Raw genomic sequence first — 24,585 nt, 5'->3', positions numbered from 1 at the left:
CGCCTCCGGCCCGGCCGGCCCGGAAACGTGCGGCCCGCCCTCCCGCAGTCAGGGCGGGCCGCACCCCCGTGCCGGCGGCCGGGGGACCGCTGCCCGGTCCCCCGACCGCCACCCTCCGCCCCCGGCGGACCCGCTCGGCGGTGCGGCTATCGTGCACGGGTGCACGAGGCGGCCCGGGACCCCGGGGCCAGGGCACGTGAGGGGAGCTCCAGGTGATCGGACGGGCGCTGAACGGGCGTTACGAACTCGTCGGGATACTCGGCGTCGGCGGCATGGCGACCGTCTGGCGCGGGGTGGACCGGGTGCTGGGCCGTCAGGTGGCCGTCAAGGTCCTCAACGGCGGCCTCGCCGACGACCCCCGCTTCGCCGAGCGCTTCAGCCGCGAGGCCCAGCACGCGGCCATGCTGGTGCACCCGAGGATCGTCATGGTCTTCGACTCGGGCGTGGACCAGGGCACCCCGTTCATCGTCATGGAGCTGGTCACCGGCCGTTCGCTGGCCGCCCTGCTGGCGGAGCAGCAGGTCCTGCCGGTGGAGCGCGCGGTCGGCATCGCGGCGGCGGTCTGCGAGGCGCTGTCGGTCGCGCACGCGGCCGGGCTGGTGCACCGGGACATCAAGCCCGGAAACATCATGATCACCGACGACGGCGGGGTGAAGGTCGTCGACTTCGGCATCGCCCGGGCCGGCTCCTCCAGCAACCTGACCCAGACCGCGAGCGTGCTCGGCACGGCCGCCTACCTCTCGCCCGAGCAGGCCACCGCCTCGGCGCTGGACGGCCGGACCGACCTGTACGCGGTCGGCTGCGTGCTCACCGAGATGCTCACCGGCGCGACCCCGTTCACCGCCGAGACCCCGGTGGCGATCGCCTTCAAGCACGTCAGCGAGCAGCCGCTGCCGCCCTCCGTCCGGCGCCCCGGCCTGCCGCCCGCGCTGGACGCGGCGGTGCTGCGGCTGCTGGCCAAGAACCCGGCGGACCGCCCGGCCGACGCGGCCGCCGCCCGGGCCGAACTCCTTGGCACGGTACCGGGACTGATGGTCGGGGACCCGACGGCGGAACTGCTCGCGAACACCGCCGGCGCCGCCACCCAGCTGCTGCCGCCCGTGCCCTTCTCCCCGCCGTCGAACCAGCCGAACCAGCTGAGCCAGCCGAACCAGCTGGGCCAGCCGGACCAGCAGCACACCACCCTGCTGCCGCCCCAACCCCCGGCCGCCACCTCGGTGATGGCGCCCATTCCCGGCCCGGTCCCCGCCCCGATGCGCGCCCCGGCGCCCGCCCCCGCCGCCAGGCCCGCGCCCGCCCGAGGCCGCCGAAAGCCGCTGGTGCTCGGGGCGTTGGGCGTGGCGGGCCTGGCCGGTGTCACGGCGCTGGCCCTGACCGCCTTCGACGAGCCGGCCGGCAACGCGGCCGCCGCCAAACCGGCCGCGGCCACCGCCCCCACCACCCCCGCCGGTTCGGCCGCGACGCCCACCCAGAAGGCCTCCCCGACCGCGACCTCGGCGGCCCCCACCACCCCCTCGGCGCCCCCGTCCGCGCCCCCGGCCCCCACCCAGGCCGTCCCGCGCAACCAGCCCGCCGCGCTGCAGATCCAGGCCTTCCGCCAGGCCGTCGCCCAGGCCCAGGTCGGCAAGGAGCGGGACAAGCAGGCGGAGCTGCTCAGGATCCTCGACACCACCGCCGCCCGCCTCAACGAGGGCAACCCGGACGACGCCGCGCAGGAGCTCAAGGACGCCCAGAAGGTGATCCGGGACATGGGCAAGAAGCACGCCGTCGACGTCCCCACCTACGCCAACTGGAACGCCCGCCTCTCCGCCCTGTACGCCACCCTCCACACCACCGCCGACTTCCAGGACGACTGACGGGCCGCCACGATGGCGGTGTGCCGACGCTCGGTACCGCCGCCCTCGGCGCCGAGCGCGTCGACTGGAAGCGCTACCCCGAGGACCCGGACTTCGTGGTCCCGGCCGACACCGAGGGCAATCGCTTCCGCGTGATCGACGCCAGCCGATCCTGAGCCCACAGCGTTGTCCACAGCCTGTGGACAACGCTGTGCGGCAACCGGTCCGTACGTCGGGCCGGTTCAGCCCCGCTCGCGGATCCTGCGTTCGACGTTGCCGCGGATCGCCCGGGAGGCCGTTCCGGCGGCCGCCGCCAGGAAGACGAAGTTGTACCCGATCTGGAGCACCACCACGAGCCGTGCCGTCTGCCCGGCCGGGGTGATGTCGCCGTAGCCCACCGTCGCCATCGTCACGACGGTGAAGTAGAGCGCGTCCAGCCGGGTCTCCAGTCCGGCGAACTCCGCCTTGTGGGCGCCCAGGACGTAGTACGTGGCGGCGAAGATGGTCAGCGCCAGGAAGATCAGGAAGGCCAGCCAGAGCACCGGCTGCCTGGCCGTCCCCCGCATCACCCCGACGATCTTGGCGAGCATCAGCCAGGTCAGCCCGACCAGCGCCCCCGCGAACACCAGCCAGCTCAGCAGCGGCCGGCGCTCGCCCAGCAACTGCAGCGGCAGCAGGAAGTACCCGAGCATCAGCAGCGTGGACGCGCCGAGCAGCCAGGACCAGGCCCGCAGGTCGGCGGGCGGCGGCAGCGGGTTCTCGGACATCCCGCTCAGCCTCGGCCACCGCACCCTCCGGCGCGCGTCGGACTGCTCCGCTCAGGCCAAGCCCGGTGCCCGGGCGGGCCGGCCCGCTCAGGCCGGGGCCCGGGTTCCTTCCCCGGGCCGCCCCGGCTCGTCCAGCAGCTCCAGCACCGCCAGGACGGCGACCAGCCCGAGCGCCAGACAGAGCGTCACCAGCACCGTCGGGTAGCTCCACAGGACGAAGGCCAGCGCCGCGAGCACCACCGCCAGCCAGCCCAGCGGGGCCTTCCAGCGGTGGACGAACCGGCCGACCGGCCCGAGCCGCAGCCCGGACCGTCCGGCCACCCGCCGTACCGCGCCCAGTCCGGCGCGCCAGCCGCCCCGGACGGCGCGTGCCCAGCGCCCGGGGCCGATGACCCAGGCGCCGAGCGCGACCAGCAGCCCGAGGGTGACCACCACCCGGACGGCCGAGCGCAGGTACCGCACCAGGGTGTCGTACACCGCCTGGGCGACGGCCTGGTCGACGTCGGCGGGGAGCCGGTCCAGGTAGACGGCCCGGAACACGCTCAGCCCGATGCCCAGCAGCAGCGCACCGCCCGCCATGCCGAGGGCCGTCGTCACCACCGCCTGGCGTCGCCGGGCCGCGAGCAGCACCCCGCCGAGCGCGCAGACGCCGGCCAGCACCGGGACCCAGAAGCCGGCCAGGTCCAGGACCCGCAGGGCGGTGCGGACCTTGGGGATGGCGTCGGACTGCACCAGCGGGTACGAGGTGTGGATCTCCGGGATCCGGGAGGCCAGCGGGACGCCCTGGTCGACCAGCGCGGACTTCACCCGGGCGATCACCGGGGCGAGGTCCAGCACCACGGTGTCGTTGCGGACCTCGACGGCGCCGCCGCCCTGTCCGGTCACCATCTTCTCCAAGGCGGCGTGCGCGTTCCGGTTGACCTCCGTCCAGAGGGCGACGAAGGCGTCGCTGTCCACGAGCCGGGCGACCTGGGTGTGGACGAGGCCGCTGAGTCCGTCGGTCAGGGCCTGGCCGATGCCGCCCAGCAGGGCGCCGAGCTGGGGCCGGTCGGCCGGGGCGAGGCCGTCGAGCAGCGAGTCGAGCGGGAGCTGCTTCACGATCTCGGCGGTCACCCGGTCGGTGACGGCCGTCTTGATCCGGGGGTCCCTGGCCAGCGGGGCCATCGTCGCGAGGTAGCGGTCGGTGTCGCTGATCTGGGACCTCGCCCAGAAGGCGAGGGCGCTGAGCGGGGTGAGCACGCAGGCCAGCACGATCAGCAGGGCGGCGAGGAAGGAGCGCACCCGGTGCCGGGGCGGCGGACGGTCCGTCGGGTGCGGCGCCGGGCCGGTCGCCAACTGTCGGGCGAGCCGTGCCTCCTGGGCCTCGACGGCGCTCAGCCGGGCCCGCAGCTCGGCCAGCTCGTCGCCGGGCCGGTCGGTCGGCATGCCGGGACTCCGTTCCTCCGGGGGTGCAATCCAGGAGACAACGGATCAGATCGGACGGCCAGTCGGGAGGCGCGGTGGCGCGAACGGCCCCGCGACCAGCCCCTGTGCGGGCCCGCGACCAGCCGCTGAGCGGCCCCGCGAACGGCCCGGAACGGCGGAAAGCCCCTGGTGGGGTCACCAGGGGCTTTCCGGAGGAGAAGAGGAGGATCAGGCGGTCGTCTCGGGCCGCTTGGTCTCGGTGGCCTTGGTCACGTTGGTCGGCGTGACGGCCGGGCGGTCGGCGCTCTGCTGGGGAGCGGCGGTGCTCTGCGCGGTACCGGCGGCAGCGGCGTCCGCCGGGGTGTCGTCCTCGCGCATGGCCTTCGTCTCGGCCTTCAGGATGCGCATGGACTTGCCCAGACCGCGGGCCATCTCGGGCAGCTTCTTCGATCCGAACAGCAGGATGACGACCGCCAGCACCACGAGAATGTGCCAGGGCTCAAGACCGTTCCGCAGCATCCCTGGCCACCGGTCCCTTCTTGTCTAGAGTCGTGGCGGGCGCCAGCGCCCGTGTTGGCCAGTATGCCTGGCCATGACGGAGAACGGATACACCAGCTGGGAAACGCTGGCCAAAAACCAGGTGCCGTTCGAGCGGATCGCGAGCGCCGCGCCGTCCACCTGGCCGAATGCGGGTGCCGAAGCTCACACCCGCCGACCGCTCCGCTCCGATCGGTATCCGATCAGTAGATGAACGGCACCAGACGCTTCGACACCCGGCGGTACTCCGCGTACTCGCTCCCGAGGGCGTCCAGCAGCAGGCGCTCCTCGGCGGAGATCCGCCAGCCGTACGCGGCGAGCAGCAGGGCCGCGACCACCAGGGCGGCGGCCCAGCTGCCGGTGCCGACCGCGTAGCCGACCCAGACCAGCAGGCTGCCGGCGTAGCCGGGGTGCCGGATCAGCCGGTACGGGCCGGTGCGGACCACGCGCTGGGTGTCCACGGTGCGCAGGGTGCGGGTGTAGTAGCGGCCCAGGGTGCGCATGCCCCAGGCCCGCAGCGCCAGCCCGGCGGCCACCGCGGCCACCCCGAACCAGCGGGCCCAGGTGGGCAGTTCGCCGACCGCGGCGCGGTCGAACAGCACCACGGCCAGGACGGAGAGGGCGTAGCAGCCGAGCAGCAGCCGGGTCGACCCGCGGTCGCCGCGGTCGGCGTGCCAGCTGCCGGCGGAGGCGTCCTCGCGCCGGCGCAGCAGCAGCTCGTAGGCGATCCAGCAGAGGAGGCCGAGGAGGGAGAGGAGGGCGGGAAGGGACATGAGGGGCTCCCGGCGGTCGGGTCCGAGGTGTGCCTCCACGGTCCTCCCCGGCGGGCGGCCGGGGCACGCACCCGGGGGTGGACCCACCGTGGTCCACCCCCGGGTGGAGGTCCGGCGCGGGCGGCACGCGGGGATCGGCGCCCGGTGCGGGGTTCGGAGCGCGGAACGGCGGAGAGCCCCCGCCCGGGTGGGCGGGGGCTCTCGATGACTCGCGTGGATCGGGCTGGCCGGGTCAGGCGGTGACGGGCTCCGGGGCGGGGGCGGGGGCGGCGGCCGGGAGGTGGCGCATCAGGCGGTAGGCCAGGGCCGCGGCGCCCAGGGCGAAGAGCAGGCCGACCACGGCGGCGACGTGCAGGCCGTCGGTGAAGGCGGTGCGGGCGGTCTCCAGCAGGTCGGCGCCGAGCCGGTCGGGCAGGTGGGCGGCGACGGTGGCCGCGCCGCCGAGGGTGTCCTGGGCGGTCCGGGCGGCCTCGCCGTCGACGCCGGCCGGGAGGGCGCCGTCCAGCCGGTGGTGGTAGACGGCGGCGCCGGCCGCGCCGAGCAGGGCGATGCCGAGGGAGCTGCCGAGTTCGACGGCGGTCTCGGAGGTGGCGGAGGCGGCGCCGGCCTGCTCGACCGGGGCGGCGGAGACGACCATCTCGGCGGTCATCGTCATGGTGCCGACCGTCCCGGCGGCCAGCACGCCGGCCGCGGTGAGGACGAGTGTCAGCGGGGAGTGCGGGCCGACCTGGGTCATCATCGCGAAGCCCGCCGAGCCGACCAGGAAGCCGCCGCCCATCAGCACCGCCGGGCGGACCCGGCCGGCCAGCGCCGAGCTGACGCCGACCGCCGCGCCGACGCCCAGGCTCGGTACCAGCGACCAGAGCGAGGCGGTCAGCGGGCTCATGCCCTTGACCAGCTGGAGGTACTGGGAGGTGAAGAGGGCGAAGCCCATCATCGCGAACATCGCGATGCTGTTGACGCTGATCGCGCCGCTGAAGGTGCGGATCCGGAACAGGCCGAGGTCGAGCAGCGGGTTCGCGGCGGTGCGCTGGCGCTGGACGAAGGCGCCGGCCAGCAGCAGTCCGGCGACGACGGCGAGCCCGGGCAGGAGGCTCCAGCCCTCGACGGCGATCGTCTTGACGCCGTAGACCAGCGGCAGGATCGCGGCCAGCGACAGCGCGGCGCCGAGCAGGTCGAAGCGGCCGGTGCGGCGGGTGGAGCGGTACTCGGGGAGCAGGACGGGCGCGGTCAGCAGCACCAGGGCCATGACCGGGACGGCGAGCAGGAAGGCCGAGCCCCACCAGAAGTGCTCCAGCAGCAGGCCGCCGGCGACCGGGCCGAGGGTGGCCCCGGCGGTGAGGATGCCGCCCCAGGCGCCGAGCGCGATCTGCCGCTGCCTGGGGTCGTGGAACATCGTGCGGATCAGCGCGAGGGTCGAGGGCATCACGGTGGCCCCGGCGGCGCCGAGCACGGCGCGGGCCGCGATGAGCTGGCCGGCGTCGTGCGACCAGGCGGCCAGCAGCGAGGCGCCCGCGAAGCCGGCGGCGCCGATCATCAGCAGCCGGCGGCGGCCGATCCGGTCGCCCAGCGCGCCCATCGTGATGAGCAGCCCGGCCAGCAGGAACGAGTACATGTCCATGATCCACAGCTGCTGGGTGCCGCTCGGCGCCAGCGTGGTGGAGATGTACGGGACGGCGAAGAAGAGCACGCCCATGTCCATGGTGAGGACGAGGGTCGGGAGCAGGAGGACGGCCAGGCCGATCCATTCGCGACGGCCTGCGCGGCCGGTGGTTGCGGTCATGGGGAAGACGGTACGGATGTGTCAGACGCCTGTCTAGTACGAATGTGCAAGACATCTGTTCAGTTCTTCCGTAGGATCGGGGCATGGGAAACCGCGAAGACCTGATGGCCGGCGCCAAGCGCTGCCTGTACGAGAAGGGCTACGGGCGCACCACCGCCCGTGACATCGCGACCGCCTCCGGCGTCAGCCTGGCCGCGATCGGCTACCACTTCGGCTCGAAGGAGACGCTGCTCAACGCGGCGATGATCGAGGCGATCGGGGAGATGGGGGAGGCGCTCGGCGCGGTGGTGATCGCCGCCAACCAGGTGTCGGACGACCCGGAGGTGCGCTTCGCGGCCGTCTGGGACGGGCTGCGGGACGTCTTCGTCGAGCACCGCGGGCTCTGGGCGGCCCAGTTCGAGGCGCTCGCCCAGGCCGGGCACGCCCCCGAGCTGGCGCAGGCCTTCGCGGCGGCGCAGAAGGAGGGCCGGCTCGGCCTCGCCGCGGTGTTCCGGGGGCTGCCCGAGGTGCCGGACACCGAGGAGGAGGTCGCCCTCGGGAGCTTCTACCAGACCCTGCTGGCCGGTTACTGCGCCCAGTGGCTGGCCGCGCCCGAACTCGCGCCCAGCGGGCAGGACTTCCTGCGCGGGCTGCGGCTGGTCAGCGACAGTGTGTTCAACCCCGTGCGGCCGTAGGGAACGTCCCGCCCGTGGGGTGCGCCCCGCCCGTGGGGAGCGCCCCGCGCGCCCGTAGCGGGTGTTCCGCCGCCCGCTACGCGGTGACGGCGGTCAGCAGCACCACCGAGTCGACGTGCGCCAGCAGCCCGTGCCGCTCCTGCGGGACGGGCTCCAGGCGGCCGGCCGCCAGTTCCAGCCGCCGGCCGGCGATGGTCAGCGAGACCCGGCCGCGCAGCACCTGGACGCTGCCCGCGGTGGGCGGGTTGTGCTCGTCCAGCGCGGTGCCCGCGGTCAGCGCGATCACGGTCTGCCGCAGGATCCCGTCGTGCAGGACCAGGTGGGCGCTGCGCCCGTGCGGGCTCTCGGCCGCCCGGGCGGCGTGCTCCACGGCGAGCTGTTCGAGATCGGGCATCGCGCCTCCTCCTCGCTCCGGGCGCACTCCGTGTGCCCAGGGTCGCGGACGCCCGGGGGCCCCGCACCCCGGAAGGGCCCCGCGCCCCGGAGCGGCCCGAGGTGCAGCCCCCGCCGACTGCCCGCATCGTGGAGGCATGGCGACCAACCAGATCTTCAACGGGCTTCAGGTCAACCGCTCGCTGCTGGCCGGCGGCGTGGTGCTCACCGGCGTCGGATCGCTGCTCGGCGCGGCCGGCGCGGCGATGGTGTGCGCCGCGCTGTTCACCGCCGGCCGCGGCTGGCTGCGGAGCCTGGAGACCGCTCCGACCGCGCTCGCCCAGCGGGCCCTGCACGACGCGAAGGTGGCGTCCTCGGCCGGCTGGGACGCCTGGCGCGCCCAGCACGGCTCGCCCAACTGAGCCGGTGCGGTCGTCGGTCCGGGTGCGGCGGGTCACGCCTCCGGGCGGCCCACCGCACCCGGCCCGAACGGCCCGAACGGCCCGAACGGCCCGAACGGCCCGAACGGCCCGAACGGCCCTACAGCCCGAGCGACTTGGCGATGATGCTGCGCATGACCTCGCTGGTGCCGCCGTAGATCCGGAACACCCGGTTGTCGGTGTAGAGCCGGGCGATCGGGTACTCCAGGATGTAGCCGTAACCGCCGTGCAGCTGGAGGCACTTGTCGATCACGGTGGAGGCCGACTCGGTGCAGAACAGCTTCGCCGCGGCCGCGTCCGCGACGGTCAGCTCGCCGTCCTGGTACAGCTCCAGCGCCCGGTCCACCATCGACTGCTGCGCCACCACCTGGGCCTCGCAGTCGGCCAGGGTGAACTTGGTGTTCTGGAACTCGGCCACCGCCTTGCCGAACACCTTGCGGTCCTTGACGTACTGCACCGCGAACCGCACCGCCGCCGCGGACGCCGCGTAGGCGCCGACGGCGATCGCCAGCCGCTCCTGCACCAGGTTGTGGGTCAGGTAGGAGAAGGCCCGGCCCTCCTCGCCGAGCAGGTTCTCCACCGGCACCCGGACGTCGCTGAACGCCAGCTCGGCGGTGTCCGAGGTGCGCAGGCCGATCTTCTGGAGCTTGCGGCCGACGGTGTAGCCCGCGGAGGAGGTGTCCACGCAGAGGATGGACAGCCCGGCCCGGCGGTTCTCCGGGTCGTACGGGGCGGTGCGGCAGACCACCAGGACGAGGTCGGCCAGCACGCCGCCGGTGATGAAGGTCTTGGCGCCGTTCAGGACGTAGTGGGTGCCGTCCTCGGAGAGCCGCGCGGTGGTGGTGATGCCCGCGAGGTCGGAGCCGGCGCCCGGCTCGGTCATCGCGATCGCGGTCATGATGTCGCCGGAGACGAAGCCGGGCAGCCAGCGCCGCTTCTGCTCCTCGGTGGCGTACTCCAGCAGGTACGGCAGCACCAGGCCGGTGTGCACGCCGGAGGAGCCGAAGCTGACGCCCGCCCGGGCGGTCTCCTCGGCGACCACCGCCTGGTACTTGAACCCGCTCTCGCCCGCGCCGCCGTACTCCTCCGGCACCTCGATGCCGTAGACGCCGAGCGCGCCGAGCTGCCGGTAGAAGTCGCGCGGCGGGTGGCCCTCGGCCTCCCAGCTCTCGTAGACCGGGACGACCTCGTTGGCGATGAAGTCCCGGATGGTCTCCCGGAAGGCCTCGTGGTCCTCGTTGAACACGGTGCGGCGCACGGCGGCGCTCCCTTCGACGGCACCGGCCGGGGCTGCCGGCCGGGGCGGAACGTGCCTGGTGATGGCCCCACAAGTTAATCCGGGGTAGCTTCGACTGTCCAGCGTCCGAAGGCTATTGGAGCACGGGCGGCGGGGGCCGCAAGTGAATCCTTGCTAGCCTGCTGGGAGTGTCCGGGGAGACGGCGGGGAGGCGCGCCATGGTGGTCCGACGGCCGCCCGGGCGGCGCGCCCAGATCCTGGCCGTGGCCGCCGACCGCTTCCACCGCAGCGGCTACCACCAGGTCTCGATGACCGAGGTCGCCGCCGGTGTCGGCATCACCGCGCCCGCGCTCTACCGGCACTTCCGCGGCAAGCCCGAACTGCTCGACCGCGCCGTCCGGTTGGGCCTGGACGCGCTCGCCGAGGGCCTGCGCCCGGCCCGCACCACCGCCGACCTCGGGGCCGCGCTGGCCGCCGTCGCGGTCGGCCACCGTCCGCTCGGCACCCTGGTGCAGCGGGACGCCCGGCTGCTGCCGCCGGCCCGGCGGGCGGCGCTGCGCCGCGAGCTGCGCGCGGACGTCGCCCTGATGGTCGCCGTGCTGCGCGCAGAACGGCCGGAACTCGCCGTCGGGGACGCCGAGTTGCTCTGCTGGTCGGCGCTCTCGGCCTGCGCCGGGCTCTCCTACCAGTCGGCGGCGCCGCAGCCCCGACGGGCCGAGGCGCTGCTGCGCGAGGTGGTCGCGGCCGTCCTCGCGGTCTCCCCGGGCGGTACGGCCGCGGGGCCCGGCGCCGTGGCCGGGCCGCGGTCGACGCCGGAGCCCAGGGCGCGGGCGCGCCGGGAGGAACTGCTCGCGGCGGCCGTACGGCTGTTCCACCAGCGCGGCTTCGACAACGTCAGCACCGACCAGCTCGGCGCCGCCGTCGGCATCTCCGGCCCCAGCGTGTACCGGCACTTCGACAGCAAGGCCGAGCTGCTCGCCGCCTCGCTGGTGCGCAGCCGCGAGCGGCTCTGGCACGAGGTGGACGGCGCGATCGCGGCCGCCGCCGGGCCCGGGGCGGCGCTCGACGCCGGGCTGGGCGCGTACGTCGACTTCGCGCTGCGCAACGGGGACTACCTGGGCGCGATGCTCAGCGAGACGGAGCGGCTGGCCCCGCCCGACCGCCGGGCCGCGGTGGACTTCCGGCGGGACTTCCTGCGCACCTGGGTCGGACTGCTGCGGCAGGTGCGTCCCGGGTACGACGCGGCGGCCGCCCGGATCCGGGTGCACGCGCTGTTCGCGCTGGTCAACGACGGGGTGCGGAACCGTCCGTACAACGCCCGGCCGGACCTCGGGGACTGCCTGCTGCGGCTCGGCCGGGCGGTGCTGGGGCTCTCCTGACCGAGGCTCCCCCGGGGCGAGTCGGCGGCGGGGCCTAGTAGAGGACGTGCGGGTAGTAGACCTGCGCGTCGACGCCGCGGTCGCGCCGGGGAGCGTCGCGCCGGAGGGACTTGTGCTGGACGGTGTTGCCCTGGTCGGCGCTGACCGTCCCGCCGTTGCCCGTCACCGCGACGCCGTTGTTCTGGTTGCCCGCACCCGAACCGGTGGCCGTCTGCTGGGTGTTGACCACATTGCCGTGGACGGTGCCGATGATGTTGCCGGAGCCGGAGTCGCTCACCACGCTGCCGTTGGAACGGTCGCCCGCACCGGCGCCGGAGCCGCTGTCGGCGTGCGCGGTGGCGGCACCGAGGCCGACGAGGAGGAGTGCCCCGAGGGCGGTGACGGCGGCGGCTGCGCGAATACGGGACACGCTGGTCTCCCTGGCGAGAAGCGAATGGTGGTGCCGCCCGGAGCGGCCGCCCCGGGGCGCCGGGACCTGGCGTCGCGCCTTCAGCATTCACCAGTGGGGTGGACGAACTCCACCGAACGGGTGGCAATTCCCCCGATGGTGGAGGGGTGGTCAATTCGACGTTGTCGAAGTTGACCGCATTCCGTCATTCCATCGGGAAGGCGTCAAGAAGAAAGAAATGGTCGCCAGATAGTCGCACTGGCACACTGAGGACCCATGTCTGATGGTGCCCCGCCCGAGTTCACCCCCGCCGAGGAGCTGCGCACGACCGAGGTCGATCTCGGCGGCCTGGTGAACGTCCTCGCCACCCACCTCTACTCCACCCCGCTGGTCGCCCTGCGCGAACTCGTCCAGAACGCCCACGACTCGCACACCCGCCGGCTCCTGGAGGACCCGGACGGCGACCACCGCCCGCTGATCCGGGTGCGCGCCGACGCCGCCCGGCGGACCGTCGCCATCGAGGACACCGGCGCCGGCCTCACCGAACCCGAGATCCACTCCTACCTGGCCACCGTCGGCACCGGATACACCCGGATGCTGCGCGAACTGACCGGCAACCAGGAGCTGATCGGCGCCTTCGGCCTGGGCTTCCTCTCCGCCTTCTCGGTCGCCGACGAGGTCACCGTCACCACCACCTCGCACCGTGAGCCGGGGCTCGGCCACCGCTACCGCAGCCGCGGCGGCGAGCAGTACCAGGTCGAGCCGGTGCCCGCCCGGCCCCGGCCGGGCACGGTGGTCGAGCTGGCGCTCAAGGCCGAGCACGGCCACCTCGCCGACGAGGACGTCCTGCGCGACGTGCTCGGCCGCTACTGCGTGCTGCTGTCGGTCCCGGTGCACGTCGGCGAGGACGAGCGGCCGGTCAACTCGGTCGAGGTGCCCTGGCGCGGGCGTCCGGAGGGCGACCCGTACGCCGCCCGGATGCGCTTCGCCGCCGCCTTCGGCCGCCGCTTCGAGCCGCTCACCGCCTTCCCGGTCGAGCCGGTCGAGGGCGCCACCGACGCGGTCGGCCTGCTCTGGGTCCAGGACGGCGGCAGCTACGGCAGCAGCGACAACCGCGACCTCGCCGTCTACCTGCGCGGCATGCTGCTCGCCGAGGACGCCCGCGACCTGCTGCCCCGCTGGGCCGGGTTCATCGGCGGCGTGGTCGAGTCCGACCGGCTCACCCCCACCGCCAGCCGCGAGGACCTCCAGCGCGACGAGCACTACCACGCGCTCCGGAAGGCCCTCGCCGACGCCATCGTGGACGGCCTGTACGAGACGGCCCGGCTGCGGCCCGCCGCCTGGCGCCGCATTCTCACCCGGCACGGCAACGACCTGCTCGGCGCCGCGCTCTGCGACGAGCGGCTGTTCACCCTGCTCGCCGACGACGTCCCGGTGCCCACCTCCCAGGGCGACCTCACGGCCGGGGCGCTGCGCGCGGCGGGCGGCGGCGCGGTGCACGTCGCGCTCGGCAGCGGCGGCGGCTTCGAGGAGATGCTGTACCGGGCGATGCGGGTGCCGATCGCGCGCGGCGACCGCTACGCCGTCCTGCCGTTCCTGCACCGCTACGCCGAACTGCGCGGCTGCCGGGTGGTCGAGCTGGGCAGCGAACGCGGCAACCGCGAGCTGTTCCGCGACCCGGAGCGCCCGCTGCCGGAGCACGAGGCGGCCTGGCTGGCCGGCGCCCTCGCCGACCCGGGCGAGCAGCTCGTCCCGGCCCGCTTCGACCCGCCCGGCCTGCCGCTGGTGCTGGTGCCGGACCGCGAGGCCGAGCTGAAGGCCCGGATCGAGGACGACCAGGCGGACGCCCGGATACCGTCCGCCGCCCTGCGGCTGGCCCGCGCCTTCACCGCCCGCACCGACGGCGGGGTCCGGGCCCGGCTCTACCTCAACCTGGCCAGCCCGGCTGTCCGGGACCTGCTCGCCGCCTACCGTGCCGGGCACACCGGCAGCGCGACCGCGGCCGGGCTGCTCCGCTCGATCAAGGTGATCATGGCCGCGGCCTCGTCCGGCCCGTCCGAGGGCGACCTCACCGCCGCGCTGGCCGGCATCGGCACCGCGGTCTCCGCGCTGACCGCCGCCGTCCCGGCCGGGCTGCCGGAGGTCCCGGACAGCCCCGGCGCGCTCACGGAGGAGCCGTGACGGACGGACTGTCAGTGGGGTGCGGTAGACAACTCATCAGCACGACGCAGGGGGAACAGCCATGACCACCGACATCTGGGCCTGGGTGCGGGACACCCACCGGCAGCTGGCCGAGGCCGGCCACCACCGGCTGGCCGACGCCATCGTCGAGCTGCCCGAGCACGCCACCGAGGGGCGCAACGAGCAGCTGGACGCGCTCTACCCGGAGGCGGTGGCCGCCGCCCGGGCGCTCGGCCTGCCCTGGGTCGAGGTCTACCTGCGGCACTGGCGGATGCAGAACCTGCTGAACAAGCGCCAGCAGGGCGAGGCGGTGCTGCCCGAGGCGGTCGACCTGCTGGAGTTCGCCCACCGGGAGGACACCGAGGGCTGCCCGCAGTCCGTCTGCGTGGTGCAGGACTTCGCGATCTGCCACGCCCGGGTCGACGGGCCGGGGTACGTGGCCGAGCGCCTCGCCGTGGTTGGCGAGACGCTCGACCGGATCGAGCCCGACCGGGCCTGCTACGACTGCCTCTCCCGCGAGTACTCCGACGCCCTGGAGGACGACGGCCGGGCGGCCGAGGCGCTGGACCACCTGGACTCCGCGGCCAACCGGATGCGGGCGGCCGGCCAGCCGGTCTCGCTCCGCTTCCACCAGGCCCGGGCCGGCACCCTGCACCTGCTGGGCCGGCACGAGGAGGTGCTGGAGCTGCTGGCGACGGCCGAGCGGGCCGAGCAGACGCAGGGGCGTCGGCTGGACGAGCGGGACCAGCGCTGGGGCGCCCTGCTGCGGGCCCGCGCGCTCGCCGCGCTCGGCCGCACCGAGGAGTCGCTCGCCCTGCTGCCCGAGCGGGCCGAGGCCGAACGCCACGCCGACCTGCGCGGCACCTGGGCGGAGACGGCCGAGCTGCTGGTCGCGGCCGGCGCCCGGGAGAACGACGCCGAGCTGGGCGCCGTCCTGGCCGGCTGGGTCGGCTACCTGGACGGCGTCGGCGCGCACCGCCCCTGTGTGGACCTGCTGCTGGCGGCGGGCCGGCTCGCGCTCGCCCGCGGCGCCCGCACGGTGGCGCTGACCCTCGCCGCGACCGGAGAGCGCAAGCTCACCCGGCTGCGGCGCACCGACGGCGTGTCGGAGCAGGTCGCGGCCCTGCGCGCGGCCGCCGAGGCCCTGCCGGAGCCCGAGCTGCCCGTCCCGCCGGGCGAGCTGACGGCGCACCTGGCCGAGGTCGGGGTGCCCTACGAGACCGGCGCCGACCTGCTCTCCGTCGCCCTGGACCGGTACCGGGGTGAGCAGGCCGGCGCCACCGAACTGGCGGTGCTCCTGGCCACCGTGCTGGGCGGCCTCGGCCACGCCCGCGCCGCGGCCGACCTGCTGTGGCGGCACCTGGAGGACGACCCGGCCGACCGCGAGCTGACCGGCGCGCTCGGCGAGATGCTGATCGACGCCCGGGACGCCGAGGGCATACGCCGCCTCGCCGACCGGGTGGCCGTCACCGCCCCGGCCGACGGGCACTGGATACGGGCCCGCTGGGCCGCCGCCGAGGGCCGCTGGGCCGAGGCGCTGGAGCGGTGCCAGGAGATCCTGGCGCTGGACGACGAGGTGCTCAACACCCGCCGCCTCGCCGCCCACGCCGCCACCGAACTGGGCGACCACGCCACCGCCCAGCGGATGTACCTGGAGCTGCTGGAGCGCGCGGCGCCGGCCGACGGCGCCGCCGAGGAGGAGGACGGCCACCGGACGGTCCAGGAGCCGGACCTCTGGCACCTGATCACCGCCGCCACCGCCAACCGGGACTGGGCCGTGGTCCGCTCCACCGGCGCGCTGCTCGACATCGAGTTCGACGAGCCCGAGGGCCCGGTGGACGAGGAGTGGCAGCTGGTCACCGTCCGCGCCACCCGCACCAACGGCGCGACGTCCGACCTGCCCGCGCTCCGGACGGGCCCGGCCACCGCCCGTATCCTGCCGGTGCTCGGCGACGACCTGACGCTCAACCACGGCGACGTGGTGGTCTTCGCCCCGGCCCTGCTGGAACGCCCGCCGGCCGAGGACGCCCCCGAGGAGGAGCGGCAGCGCTGGCGCCCGGTGTTCGAGCTGCTCACCCTGCTCGACCCGGCCGGGTACACCACGTACTGGATCGACGGCGGCTGGCCCGGCGACGAGCCGTGGTCGGCGCTGCGCGAGGAGCTGCACGAGGCCGGGTGCGCGGTCTGGGTGTACAGCGGCGACGAGTACCGGATCACCGACCCGGCGGAGGGCGGCGACACCCTGCCCGGCGTCTACGCGGCCCTCGGCGTGCCGCCGACCGCCTCGGCCGCCGAGGCCGACGCCCTGCTGCTGCGGCTGACCGGCGGCTGGGCGCACCCGCTCGCCTGGCCGGAGCTGGCCAAGGCGGCCGGCGCGGACCTCGCCCGGCACGAGGAGACGGTCGAGCGCTACGGGCTCTGACCGCCCCCGACCGTACGGCCCCGGCGGGCCGGCCCTCCCGGGCCCCCGCCGGGGCCGTACGCGTTCCCGGGCTCTCACCGCGCGCGGCCCGCTCCCTGCCCGCGCCGCGTCCGTCCGTCCGACGGGAACCATCCGGCGCCGCCCCGAGTCTTTGTCAATGCTTTACCATTTCATTGCCAAGACCCGACCTTCGGAGTGCCCGCACCGTGACCAGCCTCGCCCTCGGCCCGTCCTGGCTCGATCCGACCACCCTGATCTCCACCTTCGGCCTGATCGGCATCCTGGCCATCGTCTTCGCCGAGTCCGGCCTGCTGATCGGCTTCTTCCTGCCGGGTGACTCGCTGCTGTTCACCACCGGCCTGCTGGTGGCCGGCGGCACCTACCTGCACCAGCCGCTCTGGCTGGTCTGCGCGCTGATCGTGGTCGCCGCGGTGGCCGGGGACCAGGTCGGCTACCTCTTCGGCCGCAAGGTCGGCCCGAGCCTGTTCCGCCGCCCCGACTCCCGGGTCTTCAAGCAGGAGAACGTGGAGAAGGCCGCCGCCTTCTTCGACCGGCACGGGCCCAAGGCGATCGTGCTGGCCCGCTTCGTGCCGATCGTGCGCACCTTCACCCCGATCGTGGCCGGGGTGAGCAGGATGAACTACCGCGGCTTCGTGGTGTTCAACCTGGTCGGCGGCATGCTGTGGGGCGGCGGGGTCACCGTGCTCGGCTACTTCCTGGGGCAGATCCCGTTCGTCCGGGACAACATCGAGGCCATCCTGGTCGGCATCGTGCTGGTCTCGGTGATCCCGGTGGCGGTCGAGCTGCTGCGGGCACGCCGCTCCGGTGCGGCCGCCGCCGACCGGCACCGCGCCGGGTAGGCGTCCGCCGCTCCGGCCACGGGACGCCGCGTACATGTGCGTCGGGCTGTTCGATCAGGCAAGGTGTAACCCGAGATCGAGCGGTGGCCGGCGGCCGCCAGGGGCGGCAAGGAGTGGAAGTGCCTAAGCGGGGCCGACCGGGTGCGGGCAAGCGGGCGAGGGGAGGCCGGGCGGCCCGACAGCCGCGGCAGGCGTCCCCGAAGCCGGTGCACCCCGCCGACGCCCCGCCCACCGAGGGCCTGCTCGGCCACCCCGCCCCGGTGGTCGAGCCCACCACCGTCGTGCCGCTCGTGCCGCCCGTCCCGGAGACCAGGGGCCTGCTGGCCCCGGAGCCCGAGCGGGTGTCCGAGCCGGTGCCCGCGTCCGTGGCCGGGCGGGTCGATGACGAGCGCCCGGTCCGCCGCCGCTCGGTCGCCGAGGACACCCTCACCCCCGAGGAGTGGCGGGCGGCCGGCTACACCCCGCCCACCGGCATCCCGGTCCCGGACCTGACCGCCGGCGCCCCCGGCGAGGCGCCCTGGCCGGACCGGATGCGCACCCTGCTGCGCACCCCGATGTCCGAGCGCCCCGCCTTCGAGCGCACCGCCCGCGAGATGCACCCCTCCGCGGCCGTCACCCGCAACGTCCCGCGCATCCTCGACCTGACGCTGCGCATCGGCGAGCTGCTGCTGGCCAGCGGCGAGGCCGCCGAGGACGTCGAGGCGGCGATGCTCGGCATCGCGCACGCCTACCGGCTGGACCGCTGCGAGCCGCAGGTCACCTTCACCCTGATCGGCATCTCGTACCAGCCCTCGCTGGTCGAACCGCCGGTCACCGCCGACCGCGTGGTGCGCCGCCGCACCTCCGACTACACCCGGCTCGACGCGGTGTACGCGCTGGTCGCGGACATCACCGCGGAGCAGGTGACGGTCAACGACGCCTACCGCCGGCTCGCGGCGATGCGCCGCAACCGGCACCCGTACCCGGCCTGGTTCCTCGCCCTGACCACCGGCCTGCTGGCCGGCGCGGCGACCTTCCTGGTCGGCGGGAAGATCGACGACAAGGCCTGGCTGGTCTTCGCGAGCGCCTTCGTCGCGGCCGTCCTCGGCGACCGGCTGGCCTCCGCCCTGGCCAAGCGCCGGCTGCCGGAGTTCTACCAGTTCGTGGCGGCCGCGATGCCGGCCGCGGCCTCCGGCATCATCCTCTCGCTCAACGACTGGGGCCTGCGCGGCTCGGTCGTGATCACCGGTGGCCTGTTCGCCCTGCTGCCCGGGCGCGCCCTGGTCGCCGCCGTGCAGGACGGCCTGACCGGCTTCTACATCACCGCCGCGGCCCGTCTGCTGGAAGTGGTCTACCTGGTCGCGGGCATCGTGATCGGGGTGATGGTGATCCTCTACCTGGGGGTCGGCTTCGAGGCGAACCTGCGCCCGGACGAGAGCCTGGTGGGCGTCAACTACCCGCCGGTCCAGATGGTCGCCGCGATGCTGCTGACCCTGGCCTTCGCGACGCTGCTCCAGACCGACCGCCGGACGCTGGCCCTGGTCACCGTCAACAGCGGCATCGGCTGGGCCAGCTACGGCGCGCTGGTGTACAACGCGGGCGTCAACCCGATCGCGGCGACCGGTGTGGCGGCCGGCCTGGTCGGCCTGTTCGGCCAGCTGATGGCGCGCTACCGCAACGGTTCGGCGCTGCCGTACGTGACCGCCGCGATCGGCCCGCTGATGCCCGGTTCGGCGCTCTACCTCGGGATGCTCGCCTTCGCCCAGGGGCACTCCAGCGCCGGTCTGGTGTCGGTCTTCCGGGCGGCGGCGATCGCGATGGCGCTGGCGGTCGGGGTGAACCTCGGCGGGGAGATCGCCCGGCTGTTCCTGAAGCTGCCGGTCGGCGCCGAGCGCCCGTCGCTCTACCCGGTCATGCCCCGCCGGGCGGCCAAGCGCACCCGGGGCTTCTGACCGGACGGTGACCCGGTGTTGGGGGAGACGTGGGCCCCGGGCCACGTCACGGCAGGCAGGACGCAGGACCAGGAACGAAGGTAAGACCCATGACGACACTGCTGGACGGCTACCGCGAGCACATCGTCGCCGCGCACAAGCAACCGCTGTTCCTGCTGCTGGTCGGATTCATCACCTCCTTCGTCTTCATCCGGTTCAGCGTCCGGATGATCCGCGCCCAGGTGCGCTGGTGGCCGGGCAACGTGACCCCGGGCGGCCTGCACATCCACCACATGGTGTTCGGCCTGGGCTTCCTGCTGCTCGGCGGCATCGGGGTGTTCGCCACCTACGGCGGGCACCCGTGGATCGACTGGTTCGGGCTGGCCTTCGGCATCGGCTGCGGCCTGGTGCTGGACGAGTTCGCGCTGATCCTGCACCTGGACGACGTGTACTGGAGCGAACAGGGCCGCAAGTCGGTGGACGCGGTGATCTTCGGCATCCTGTTCACCTCCCTGCTGCTGGTCGGGTACGTGCCGCTCGGCGTGGTGCCCGGCGAGGAGACCAGGTGGGGGCTGATCACGATCATCTCGGTGAACTCGCTGGCCTCGGTGGTCACCCTGCTCAAGGGCAAGGTGTGGACCGGCCTGCTCGGGATCATGGTCCCCGGCCTGTCCTGGATCGGGGCGATCCGGCTGGCCCGCCCGAGCAGCCCCTGGGCCCGCTGGCGGTACGCCACGCGCCCCCGGCGCCGGGCGCGTGCGCTGCGGCGTGAGCGCCTGCTGCACCGGCGCGCGGACCGGGCCCGCACCTGGCTCTTCGACCTGATCGCCGGGGCTCCCGACAAGGTGCCCGCCAACCACCCGGCCGCGCACCGGGTGGCCGAGCGGATGGCCGCCCGGGCCAGCGCCCACCTCGACGCGCACGCCGCCCGGGCGCTGGCCCGCCGTCAGGCCCGACTGGCCGACCGCCGCTCGGCGGCCGCCGCCGGGACGGCGGGGCGGGCCCCGGGTGCGGCGGACCCGGCGGTCGGGCCCGGTCCGGACCGCTCCCGCCTGGCGCAGCAGCGTCGCCGTACGGTTCGGGCGGGGCGCAGCCGGGCCTTCGCCGTCGGTCCGACCGGGCTGGAGAGCCGGCCCGCGCGGCACCCCAGGCTGCGGACGCACACCCGCCGGATCGGCCGGTAGTCCGTCCGCCCGGTTGGCCCGCTCTCGTCCGCCCTGCTCGGCCCGCCTCGGGCGCCCGGTCGGAGCCGACATTTGGTCAGATCATCTGATCGTCACCCGACCGGCGGAGCACTTTTCCAGGTGTGAAGCCTGCCGGAATTGAGAACATGAGCGTCATGTGACCGTTCTGTCACGTGATGGGATGATTCATCGGACTCCCCGCCACCACCGGGCCGCCGGGCCGTCGCCCGCCCGCCCCGATGCCGCGCACCGTCCGACGCCGTCCCCTCCGGACCCGTCAGAAGGGATGATGTCGCGTGGCTCGCAGGCTCCTGCCGACCCTCCTGTTGTCCCTCACCGCACTGCTCGGACTGCTTCCCGCCGCCCAGGCCGCCCCCGCGCTCGGCGAACCCGTCACCGGTGTACCGGCGGTCGGCCGGCCCGCGGACGAGGAGCCGTACCCGACCACCGAGGAGATCGACCGGGCCCGGACCGAGGCCGAGCGCAAGGCCTCCTCGGCCGCCGCCCTGGAGGCCGCCCTCACCGCCGCCCGGGCCGAGCTGGACCGGGCCGGGCGCACCGCCGAACAGGCCGTCGAGGCCTACAACGGCGCCCAGCTCGCCCTGGCCCGGGCCCGCGCCGAGGAGGCCGCCGCCGCACAGCGCGCCGCGGCCGCCGAGACCGAGCGGGTGGCCGCCGCCGAGGACGCGGCCCGGCTCGCGGCCGAGACCTACCGGCAGGGCGCGGGCGCCGAACTGTCCGCCCTCAACGCCCTGCTCGGCGCCCACGGCCCGCGCGAGGCGGGCGAGCGCGCCGCCGCGGTCGGCCAGGTCAGCGAGCGCACCCGGCAGATCCTGGACGCCGCCACCTCCACGGCCGCCGCCGCCCGCCGCGCCTCCGCCGAGGCCCGGGCCGCCACCGGGGCCGCCGGGAAGGCCGCCGCCGAGGTCGGCGCGGCCAAGGCCCGGGCCGAACAGCGGCTGGCCGCCCAGCAGAGCGAGGTGGCCGCCGCCGGGCAGCGCCGCGAGCAGCTGCTCGTCGAACTCGCCGCCGCCCGGAACACCACCGTCGAGCTGGAACGCCGGCGCCGCGAGGCCCTGGAGGCGATCGCCGCCCGCGAGGCCGAGGCCGCCGCCCGCGCCGCCGCCGAGCAGGCCGCCCGGGAAGCGGAGGCCGCGGCGGCGGCAGAGGCAGCGGCCGCCGCTGCCAGGGCCCAGGCCCCGCCCCCCGCCCGTCCGTGGTCCGCCGAGGGCGCGGCCGCCGCCATCGCCTTCGCCAAGTCCAAGATCGGCCTGCCCTACGTCTGGGGCGGCGAGGGCCCGGGCGGCTACGACTGCTCCGGGCTGACGATGATGGCCTGGCGCGAGGGCGGCCGGCAGCTCAACCACTTCGCCGCCGACCAGTACGCCCAGAGCACCCCGATCGGCTACCGCCAGCTGCGCCCGGGCGACCTGGTCTTCTGGACCGACACCGGCCGCGCCGCCGACATCTACCACGTCGGGCTCTACATCGGCGACGACCAGATGATCGAGGCCCCGCGGGCCGGCATGCCGGTCAAGCAGGCCAGCCTCTGGATCATGGGCACCCCGAACTTCTACGCCCGCCCCTGACCCCCGGGCCGGCGAGCGGCGGTCAGCACCTCGGCGGGGGCGGTCGGCACCACTCCCTCGGCGGCGGCCGCGAGGGCGGGGTCGAGGGTGACCAGGGCGTCCGCCTGGAGCCGGGTCAGCGCGAGGTACTCGGCGTCCGGGGTGTCCGGCAGGCCGAGCCGCTCGGCGATCCGCCAGGCGGTGGCCTGCTGGACGCGGTCGCCGAGCAGCCGGATCCGCAGCGCCCGCACCGCGTCGAGCGCGCGTTCGGCGTCCCGCTCGGCCAACTCGCCGCGCCGGACGGCCCCGTAGAGGAGCGACAGCAGCTGCGAGCGCAGCAGGGTCGGGGCCGGCAGCTGGTGCCCGGCGGGGGCCGCGGCCCCGTCCCGGACCAGGTGGAGGGCCACCTCCGGAGTGATCACGTACGTGGCCATGGCGGTGGCGGCCTCCTCGGGGCGCGGGGATCGCCGACCAGTCAACTCCGGCGGGCGCCGCCGATGGTGGACGCCACGAGGACCGCCGTGAAGGCCGTCACGAAGGCCGCCGCTCCGGCGGGCTACCGGTCGGCCAGGTCGGCCAGGGCCTGGCGGCTGTCGCGCAGCCGCACGACGGTCCAGCCCCAGGCGGCGGCGAACGGGATCGACACGAGGAACACGGCGAGCGCGCCGCCGATCCGGCCGATCATCTCGGAGTCGCAGGCCTCCGCCATGTGGAAGCCGGTCGGCTCGTAGAAGGCCGGTGTGCCGCAGATCCCCGCGGCCGGGAGGAAGACCAGCCACAGCGCCCAGAGCCAGCCGGCCACGGTCAGCCCGCCGACCAGCTTCGCCGCCAGCGACCAGCTCTCGTAGTCCTTCAGCCGGCGGACGTACTGGTCCTCCATGGTTCCCCCCGAAATCGGATCGTTTGTGCCTGAACCGGCACGAGGATGCCAGGTCGGGCCGCCAGGACGCCACTGTCGGCGGGTCGCGCTAGCGTGGCCGCCGGACCGGCACTGAGGAGGCGTCATGCGGCTGCGGGATGTTCGGGCGGGGGACGTCGAGGCGTACGTCCGGATGCGGTGCGACCCGGTGATGATGGCCGAGCTGGGCGGGCCGCTGCCCCGGGAGAAGGTGGAGGCGCGGCTGCGCAAGGACCTGGCCGAGGTGGCCGCGGACGGCGCCTGGATCAGGATGATCGTGCCGGACTCCGCCGGGGGCGACGAGGCCGCGGGCGTCGTCACGCTCTGGTCGGACGAGGAGGACGGCGTGCCGGTCTCCGAGATCGGCTGGATGGTGCTGCCCGAGTACCAGGGCCGCGGCCTCGCCAGGGCGGCCGTCCGCCTGGTGCTGGACGCCGCCGCCGAGGACGGCCGCTGGGGCGAGGTGCACGCCAACCCGGGGACGGCCAACGGGCCGTCCAACGGGATCTGCCGGGCGCTCGGCTTCCGGCTGCTCGGCGAGCGGGACCTGGACTTCGCGGACCGCGTCCTGCGGACCAACCACTGGGTGGTGGTGCCGGGCGAGCACACCGGGTCGCGCACGGAATAAATCGGATGCCGCCCCCGAAAGGCCGCCGTACGGTGGCCCCATGGGCAACAGCAACGATCACGCGGCCGTCGACACCGTGAGCGGGCTCCAGGTCCGGGCCGTCTCGGTGGACGAGGTCGCGGAGTGGAACCGGGCGCTCAACTTCGGCTTCCTGCGCCCCGAGGTGGCCGTCGCGGAGGACCTGCGCCGCCGCTACTGGGAGCCCGGCCGGATGCTGGCCGGCTTCGACGGCGAGCGCCAGATCGCCACCTTCCGCAGCTTCGACACCGAACTGACCGTCCCGGGCGGGGCCGTCGTGCCGGCCGACGCCATCACCAACGTCGCGGTCACCGCCACCCACCGCCGCCGCGGCCTGCTCAGCGCGATGATGCGGCGGGACCTCGCGGCCGCCGCCGAGCGCGGCAGCGCGGTCGCGATCCTGGCCGCCGCCGAGTACAACATCTACGGCCGCTTCGGCTTCGGCCCGGCCACCCAGGGCGCCGGCTGGAACATCGAGCTGCGCCGCACCCGCGGTCTGCGCGAGGGCCTGCCGGGCGTCCCCGGCGGCCGGACCGACTTCGTGACCATGGCGGAGCTGCGCGAGCTGGGAGCAGACCTGCACGAGCGCTGGCGGCGCACCCAGCCGGGGGCGATCGAGCGCGACACGCTCTGGTGGGAGCGCACCTCCGGCGAGGTGCGGGCGCCGGGCGACGAGTTCAAGGAGCCCTTCGCCGCCGTCCACCGGGACGCCGCCGGGGAGGTCACCGGCCTGGTGCTCTACCGGATCGCCAACAAGTGGGACGGCGCCTACCCCGACTGCAAGCTCACCGTGAGCGAGTTCATCGCCCTCGACCTGCCCACCGCCGTCGAACTGTGGCGCCTGGTGCTGTCGGTCGACTGGGTGTCCCGGGTCGAGGTGCCCAAGCTCGCCCCGGACGACCCGCTGCCGCTGCTGCTCCAGGACCCGCGCGCGGCCACCCCGCACGAGGACAACGGGGACCTCGTGTGGCTGCGGGTGCTGGACGTCGAGGCCGCGTTCGGCGCCCGGAGCTACGGCGCCCCCGGCCGGGTGGTGCTGGAGGTCGACGACAGGCTCGGCTACGCCTCCGGCCGTTGGGCGCTGGAGACGGCCGAGGACGGCACCGGCCGCTGCGTCCGGACCACGGACGACGCCGACCTCGCGCTCGGCGCCTCGGAGTTGGGCTCGCTCTACCTGGGCGCGGAGACGGCGTCGAGGCTGGCCGCGGCCGCCCTGCTCACCGAACTGCGCCCGGGCGCGGCCGCCGCCGCCGACCTGCTGCTGCGCACCCCGCTGCGGGCCTGGACGCCGACCGAGTTCTGATCCCGTGCGCACGCCGGAGGGCCG

The 24,585-nt window shown here is 74.9% G+C and carries 23 protein-coding genes; 13 read left to right on the top strand and 10 right to left on the bottom strand.

The features are described from left to right. Positions 1 to 212 precede the first annotated feature (212 nt). Positions 213 to 1,856 (top strand): protein kinase, encoded by a 1,644-nt coding sequence (locus ACFVU7_RS11640; protein WP_380744328.1) that lies wholly within the window; start codon positions 213 to 215, stop codon positions 1,854 to 1,856. Positions 1,857 to 1,876: 20 nt separating this feature from the next. Beyond that, positions 1,877 to 2,011, top strand: coding sequence for a hypothetical protein (locus tag ACFVU7_RS11635; protein WP_380744326.1), 135 nt, complete (start codon positions 1,877 to 1,879; stop codon positions 2,009 to 2,011). 66 nt (positions 2,012 to 2,077) lie between these two features. Here the strand turns inward: ACFVU7_RS11635 and ACFVU7_RS11630 are convergent, their stop codons facing one another. From ACFVU7_RS11630 to ACFVU7_RS11610, 5 genes are all read right to left on the bottom strand, one after another. Then, positions 2,078 to 2,602 carry an ion channel gene (locus ACFVU7_RS11630; RefSeq protein WP_053112473.1) on the bottom strand — a complete coding sequence of 175 codons (525 nt, stop codon included), beginning with the start codon at positions 2,600 to 2,602 and terminating at the stop codon, positions 2,078 to 2,080. Positions 2,603 to 2,689: 87 nt separating this feature from the next. Then, positions 2,690 to 4,027, bottom strand: a complete 1,338-nt coding sequence (locus tag ACFVU7_RS11625) for a hypothetical protein (RefSeq protein WP_380744324.1) — start codon at positions 4,025 to 4,027, stop codon at positions 2,690 to 2,692. A 207-nt stretch (positions 4,028 to 4,234) separates the two neighbouring features. Continuing rightward, positions 4,235 to 4,525 carry a Sec-independent protein translocase subunit TatA gene (tatA, locus tag ACFVU7_RS11620; protein ID WP_049659292.1) on the bottom strand — a complete coding sequence of 97 codons (291 nt, stop codon included), beginning with the start codon at positions 4,523 to 4,525 and terminating at the stop codon, positions 4,235 to 4,237. 221 nt (positions 4,526 to 4,746) lie between these two features. After that, positions 4,747 to 5,316, bottom strand: a complete 570-nt coding sequence (locus ACFVU7_RS11615) for a methyltransferase family protein (protein WP_380744322.1) — start codon at positions 5,314 to 5,316, stop codon at positions 4,747 to 4,749. Between the two features lie 232 nt (positions 5,317 to 5,548). Continuing rightward, a complete protein-coding gene (locus ACFVU7_RS11610) occupies positions 5,549 to 7,099 on the bottom strand; it encodes an MFS transporter (protein ID WP_380744320.1) in 1,551 nt (516 codons plus the stop codon). Between the two features lie 83 nt (positions 7,100 to 7,182). Between ACFVU7_RS11610 and ACFVU7_RS11605 the strand changes: the two genes are divergently transcribed. Then, complete coding sequence (locus ACFVU7_RS11605) at positions 7,183 to 7,773, top strand: TetR/AcrR family transcriptional regulator (RefSeq protein WP_074001754.1); 591 nt, start codon at positions 7,183 to 7,185, stop codon at positions 7,771 to 7,773. 76 nt (positions 7,774 to 7,849) lie between these two features. Here the strand turns inward: ACFVU7_RS11605 and ACFVU7_RS11600 are convergent, their stop codons facing one another. Continuing rightward, positions 7,850 to 8,167: a hypothetical protein gene (locus ACFVU7_RS11600; RefSeq protein WP_049659213.1), complete on the bottom strand. Its 318-nt coding sequence runs from the start codon at positions 8,165 to 8,167 to the stop codon at positions 7,850 to 7,852. 136 nt (positions 8,168 to 8,303) lie between these two features. Here ACFVU7_RS11600 and ACFVU7_RS11595 point away from each other — a divergent pair, with 136 nt between their 5' ends. Further along, positions 8,304 to 8,567, top strand: a complete 264-nt coding sequence (locus ACFVU7_RS11595) for a hypothetical protein (protein WP_074001753.1) — start codon at positions 8,304 to 8,306, stop codon at positions 8,565 to 8,567. A gap of 118 nt (positions 8,568 to 8,685) precedes the next feature. Here ACFVU7_RS11595 and ACFVU7_RS11590 read toward each other — a convergent pair whose 3' ends face one another. Beyond that, positions 8,686 to 9,843, bottom strand: a complete 1,158-nt coding sequence (locus ACFVU7_RS11590) for an acyl-CoA dehydrogenase family protein (protein ID WP_049659211.1) — start codon at positions 9,841 to 9,843, stop codon at positions 8,686 to 8,688. A gap of 197 nt (positions 9,844 to 10,040) precedes the next feature. On the opposite strand from ACFVU7_RS11590, the gene ACFVU7_RS11585 reads away from it, so the two are divergent. Beyond that, positions 10,041 to 11,201: a TetR/AcrR family transcriptional regulator gene (locus ACFVU7_RS11585; RefSeq protein WP_388044944.1), complete on the top strand. Its 1,161-nt coding sequence runs from the start codon at positions 10,041 to 10,043 to the stop codon at positions 11,199 to 11,201. A gap of 34 nt (positions 11,202 to 11,235) precedes the next feature. Here ACFVU7_RS11585 and ACFVU7_RS11580 read toward each other — a convergent pair whose 3' ends face one another. Beyond that, on the bottom strand, positions 11,236 to 11,610 hold the full coding sequence (locus ACFVU7_RS11580) for a hypothetical protein (RefSeq protein WP_074001750.1): 375 nt from the start codon (positions 11,608 to 11,610) through the stop codon (positions 11,236 to 11,238). Between the two features lie 255 nt (positions 11,611 to 11,865). On the opposite strand from ACFVU7_RS11580, the gene ACFVU7_RS11575 reads away from it, so the two are divergent. The 6 genes from ACFVU7_RS11575 to ACFVU7_RS11550 all read left to right on the top strand — a co-directional run bounded on the left by ACFVU7_RS11575 (position 11,866) and on the right by ACFVU7_RS11550 (position 21,735). Further along, positions 11,866 to 13,770 (top strand): ATP-binding protein, encoded by a 1,905-nt coding sequence (locus tag ACFVU7_RS11575; RefSeq protein ID WP_049659465.1) that lies wholly within the window; start codon positions 11,866 to 11,868, stop codon positions 13,768 to 13,770. A 61-nt stretch (positions 13,771 to 13,831) separates the two neighbouring features. After that, positions 13,832 to 16,192, top strand: a complete 2,361-nt coding sequence (locus ACFVU7_RS11570) for a hypothetical protein (RefSeq protein ID WP_387967281.1) — start codon at positions 13,832 to 13,834, stop codon at positions 16,190 to 16,192. A gap of 206 nt (positions 16,193 to 16,398) precedes the next feature. Beyond that, positions 16,399 to 17,052: a DedA family protein gene (locus tag ACFVU7_RS11565; protein WP_388044943.1), complete on the top strand. Its 654-nt coding sequence runs from the start codon at positions 16,399 to 16,401 to the stop codon at positions 17,050 to 17,052. A 113-nt stretch (positions 17,053 to 17,165) separates the two neighbouring features. Beyond that, positions 17,166 to 18,983 (top strand): threonine/serine exporter family protein, encoded by a 1,818-nt coding sequence (locus tag ACFVU7_RS11560; protein ID WP_388044942.1) that lies wholly within the window; start codon positions 17,166 to 17,168, stop codon positions 18,981 to 18,983. An 89-nt stretch (positions 18,984 to 19,072) separates the two neighbouring features. Next, the gene (locus tag ACFVU7_RS11555) at positions 19,073 to 20,146 is read left to right on the top strand and encodes a hypothetical protein (RefSeq protein WP_181970613.1); all 1,074 of its coding nucleotides are present in this window, start codon (positions 19,073 to 19,075) and stop codon (positions 20,144 to 20,146) included. A gap of 296 nt (positions 20,147 to 20,442) precedes the next feature. Then, positions 20,443 to 21,735, top strand: a complete 1,293-nt coding sequence (locus ACFVU7_RS11550; RefSeq protein ID WP_388044941.1) for a C40 family peptidase — start codon at positions 20,443 to 20,445, stop codon at positions 21,733 to 21,735. Here ACFVU7_RS11550 and ACFVU7_RS11545 read toward each other — a convergent pair. Further along, on the bottom strand, positions 21,720 to 22,148 hold the full coding sequence (locus tag ACFVU7_RS11545; RefSeq protein WP_388044940.1) for a type II toxin-antitoxin system VapC family toxin: 429 nt from the start codon (positions 22,146 to 22,148) through the stop codon (positions 21,720 to 21,722). The two genes, ACFVU7_RS11550 and ACFVU7_RS11545, sit on opposite strands and share 16 nt — an antisense overlap. A gap of 122 nt (positions 22,149 to 22,270) precedes the next feature. Continuing rightward, the gene (locus tag ACFVU7_RS11540; protein ID WP_117488445.1) at positions 22,271 to 22,594 is read right to left on the bottom strand and encodes a hypothetical protein; all 324 of its coding nucleotides are present in this window, start codon (positions 22,592 to 22,594) and stop codon (positions 22,271 to 22,273) included. Positions 22,595 to 22,718: 124 nt separating this feature from the next. Here ACFVU7_RS11540 and ACFVU7_RS11535 point away from each other — a divergent pair, with 124 nt between their 5' ends. Together ACFVU7_RS11535 and ACFVU7_RS11530 are read left to right on the top strand one after the other, a co-directional pair. Beyond that, positions 22,719 to 23,240 carry a GNAT family N-acetyltransferase gene (locus ACFVU7_RS11535; RefSeq protein ID WP_388044939.1) on the top strand — a complete coding sequence of 174 codons (522 nt, stop codon included), beginning with the start codon at positions 22,719 to 22,721 and terminating at the stop codon, positions 23,238 to 23,240. A gap of 40 nt (positions 23,241 to 23,280) precedes the next feature. Further along, positions 23,281 to 24,561 (top strand): GNAT family N-acetyltransferase, encoded by a 1,281-nt coding sequence (locus ACFVU7_RS11530; RefSeq protein ID WP_049658674.1) that lies wholly within the window; start codon positions 23,281 to 23,283, stop codon positions 24,559 to 24,561. Positions 24,562 to 24,585 lie beyond the last annotated feature (24 nt).

This window comes from Kitasatospora sp. NPDC058046, assembly GCF_042885595.1.
GTDB lineage: Bacteria > Actinomycetota > Actinomycetes > Streptomycetales > Streptomycetaceae > Kitasatospora.
Note: the sequence above shows the minus strand (reverse complement) of the source record. Positions and strands in the feature narration are given on the sequence as shown.

What these genes read in the sequence shown, in the direction of transcription:
- ACFVU7_RS11630 (WP_053112473.1), bottom strand. Translation starts at nt 2,602, where the DNA reads ATGTCCGAGAACCCGCTGCCGCCGCCCGCCGACCTGCGGGCCTGGTCC.
- ACFVU7_RS11625 (WP_380744324.1), bottom strand. Translation starts at nt 4,027, where the DNA reads ATGCCGACCGACCGGCCCGGCGACGAGCTGGCCGAGCTGCGGGCCCGG.
- tatA (WP_049659292.1), bottom strand. Translation starts at nt 4,525, where the DNA reads ATGCTGCGGAACGGTCTTGAGCCCTGGCACATTCTCGTGGTGCTGGCG.
- ACFVU7_RS11615 (WP_380744322.1), bottom strand. Translation starts at nt 5,316, where the DNA reads ATGTCCCTTCCCGCCCTCCTCTCCCTCCTCGGCCTCCTCTGCTGGATC.
- ACFVU7_RS11610 (WP_380744320.1), bottom strand. Translation starts at nt 7,099, where the DNA reads ATGACCGCAACCACCGGCCGCGCAGGCCGTCGCGAATGGATCGGCCTG.
- ACFVU7_RS11605 (WP_074001754.1), top strand. Translation starts at nt 7,183, where the DNA reads ATGGGAAACCGCGAAGACCTGATGGCCGGCGCCAAGCGCTGCCTGTAC.
- ACFVU7_RS11600 (WP_049659213.1), bottom strand. Translation starts at nt 8,167, where the DNA reads ATGCCCGATCTCGAACAGCTCGCCGTGGAGCACGCCGCCCGGGCGGCC.
- ACFVU7_RS11595 (WP_074001753.1), top strand. Translation starts at nt 8,304, where the DNA reads ATGGCGACCAACCAGATCTTCAACGGGCTTCAGGTCAACCGCTCGCTG.
- ACFVU7_RS11585 (WP_388044944.1), top strand. Translation starts at nt 10,041, where the DNA reads ATGGTGGTCCGACGGCCGCCCGGGCGGCGCGCCCAGATCCTGGCCGTG.
- ACFVU7_RS11575 (WP_049659465.1), top strand. Translation starts at nt 11,866, where the DNA reads ATGTCTGATGGTGCCCCGCCCGAGTTCACCCCCGCCGAGGAGCTGCGC.
- ACFVU7_RS11570 (WP_387967281.1), top strand. Translation starts at nt 13,832, where the DNA reads ATGACCACCGACATCTGGGCCTGGGTGCGGGACACCCACCGGCAGCTG.
- ACFVU7_RS11555 (WP_181970613.1), top strand. Translation starts at nt 19,073, where the DNA reads ATGACGACACTGCTGGACGGCTACCGCGAGCACATCGTCGCCGCGCAC.
- ACFVU7_RS11545 (WP_388044940.1), bottom strand. Translation starts at nt 22,148, where the DNA reads ATGGCCACGTACGTGATCACTCCGGAGGTGGCCCTCCACCTGGTCCGG.
- ACFVU7_RS11540 (WP_117488445.1), bottom strand. Translation starts at nt 22,594, where the DNA reads ATGGAGGACCAGTACGTCCGCCGGCTGAAGGACTACGAGAGCTGGTCG.
- ACFVU7_RS11535 (WP_388044939.1), top strand. Translation starts at nt 22,719, where the DNA reads ATGCGGCTGCGGGATGTTCGGGCGGGGGACGTCGAGGCGTACGTCCGG.
- ACFVU7_RS11530 (WP_049658674.1), top strand. Translation starts at nt 23,281, where the DNA reads ATGGGCAACAGCAACGATCACGCGGCCGTCGACACCGTGAGCGGGCTC.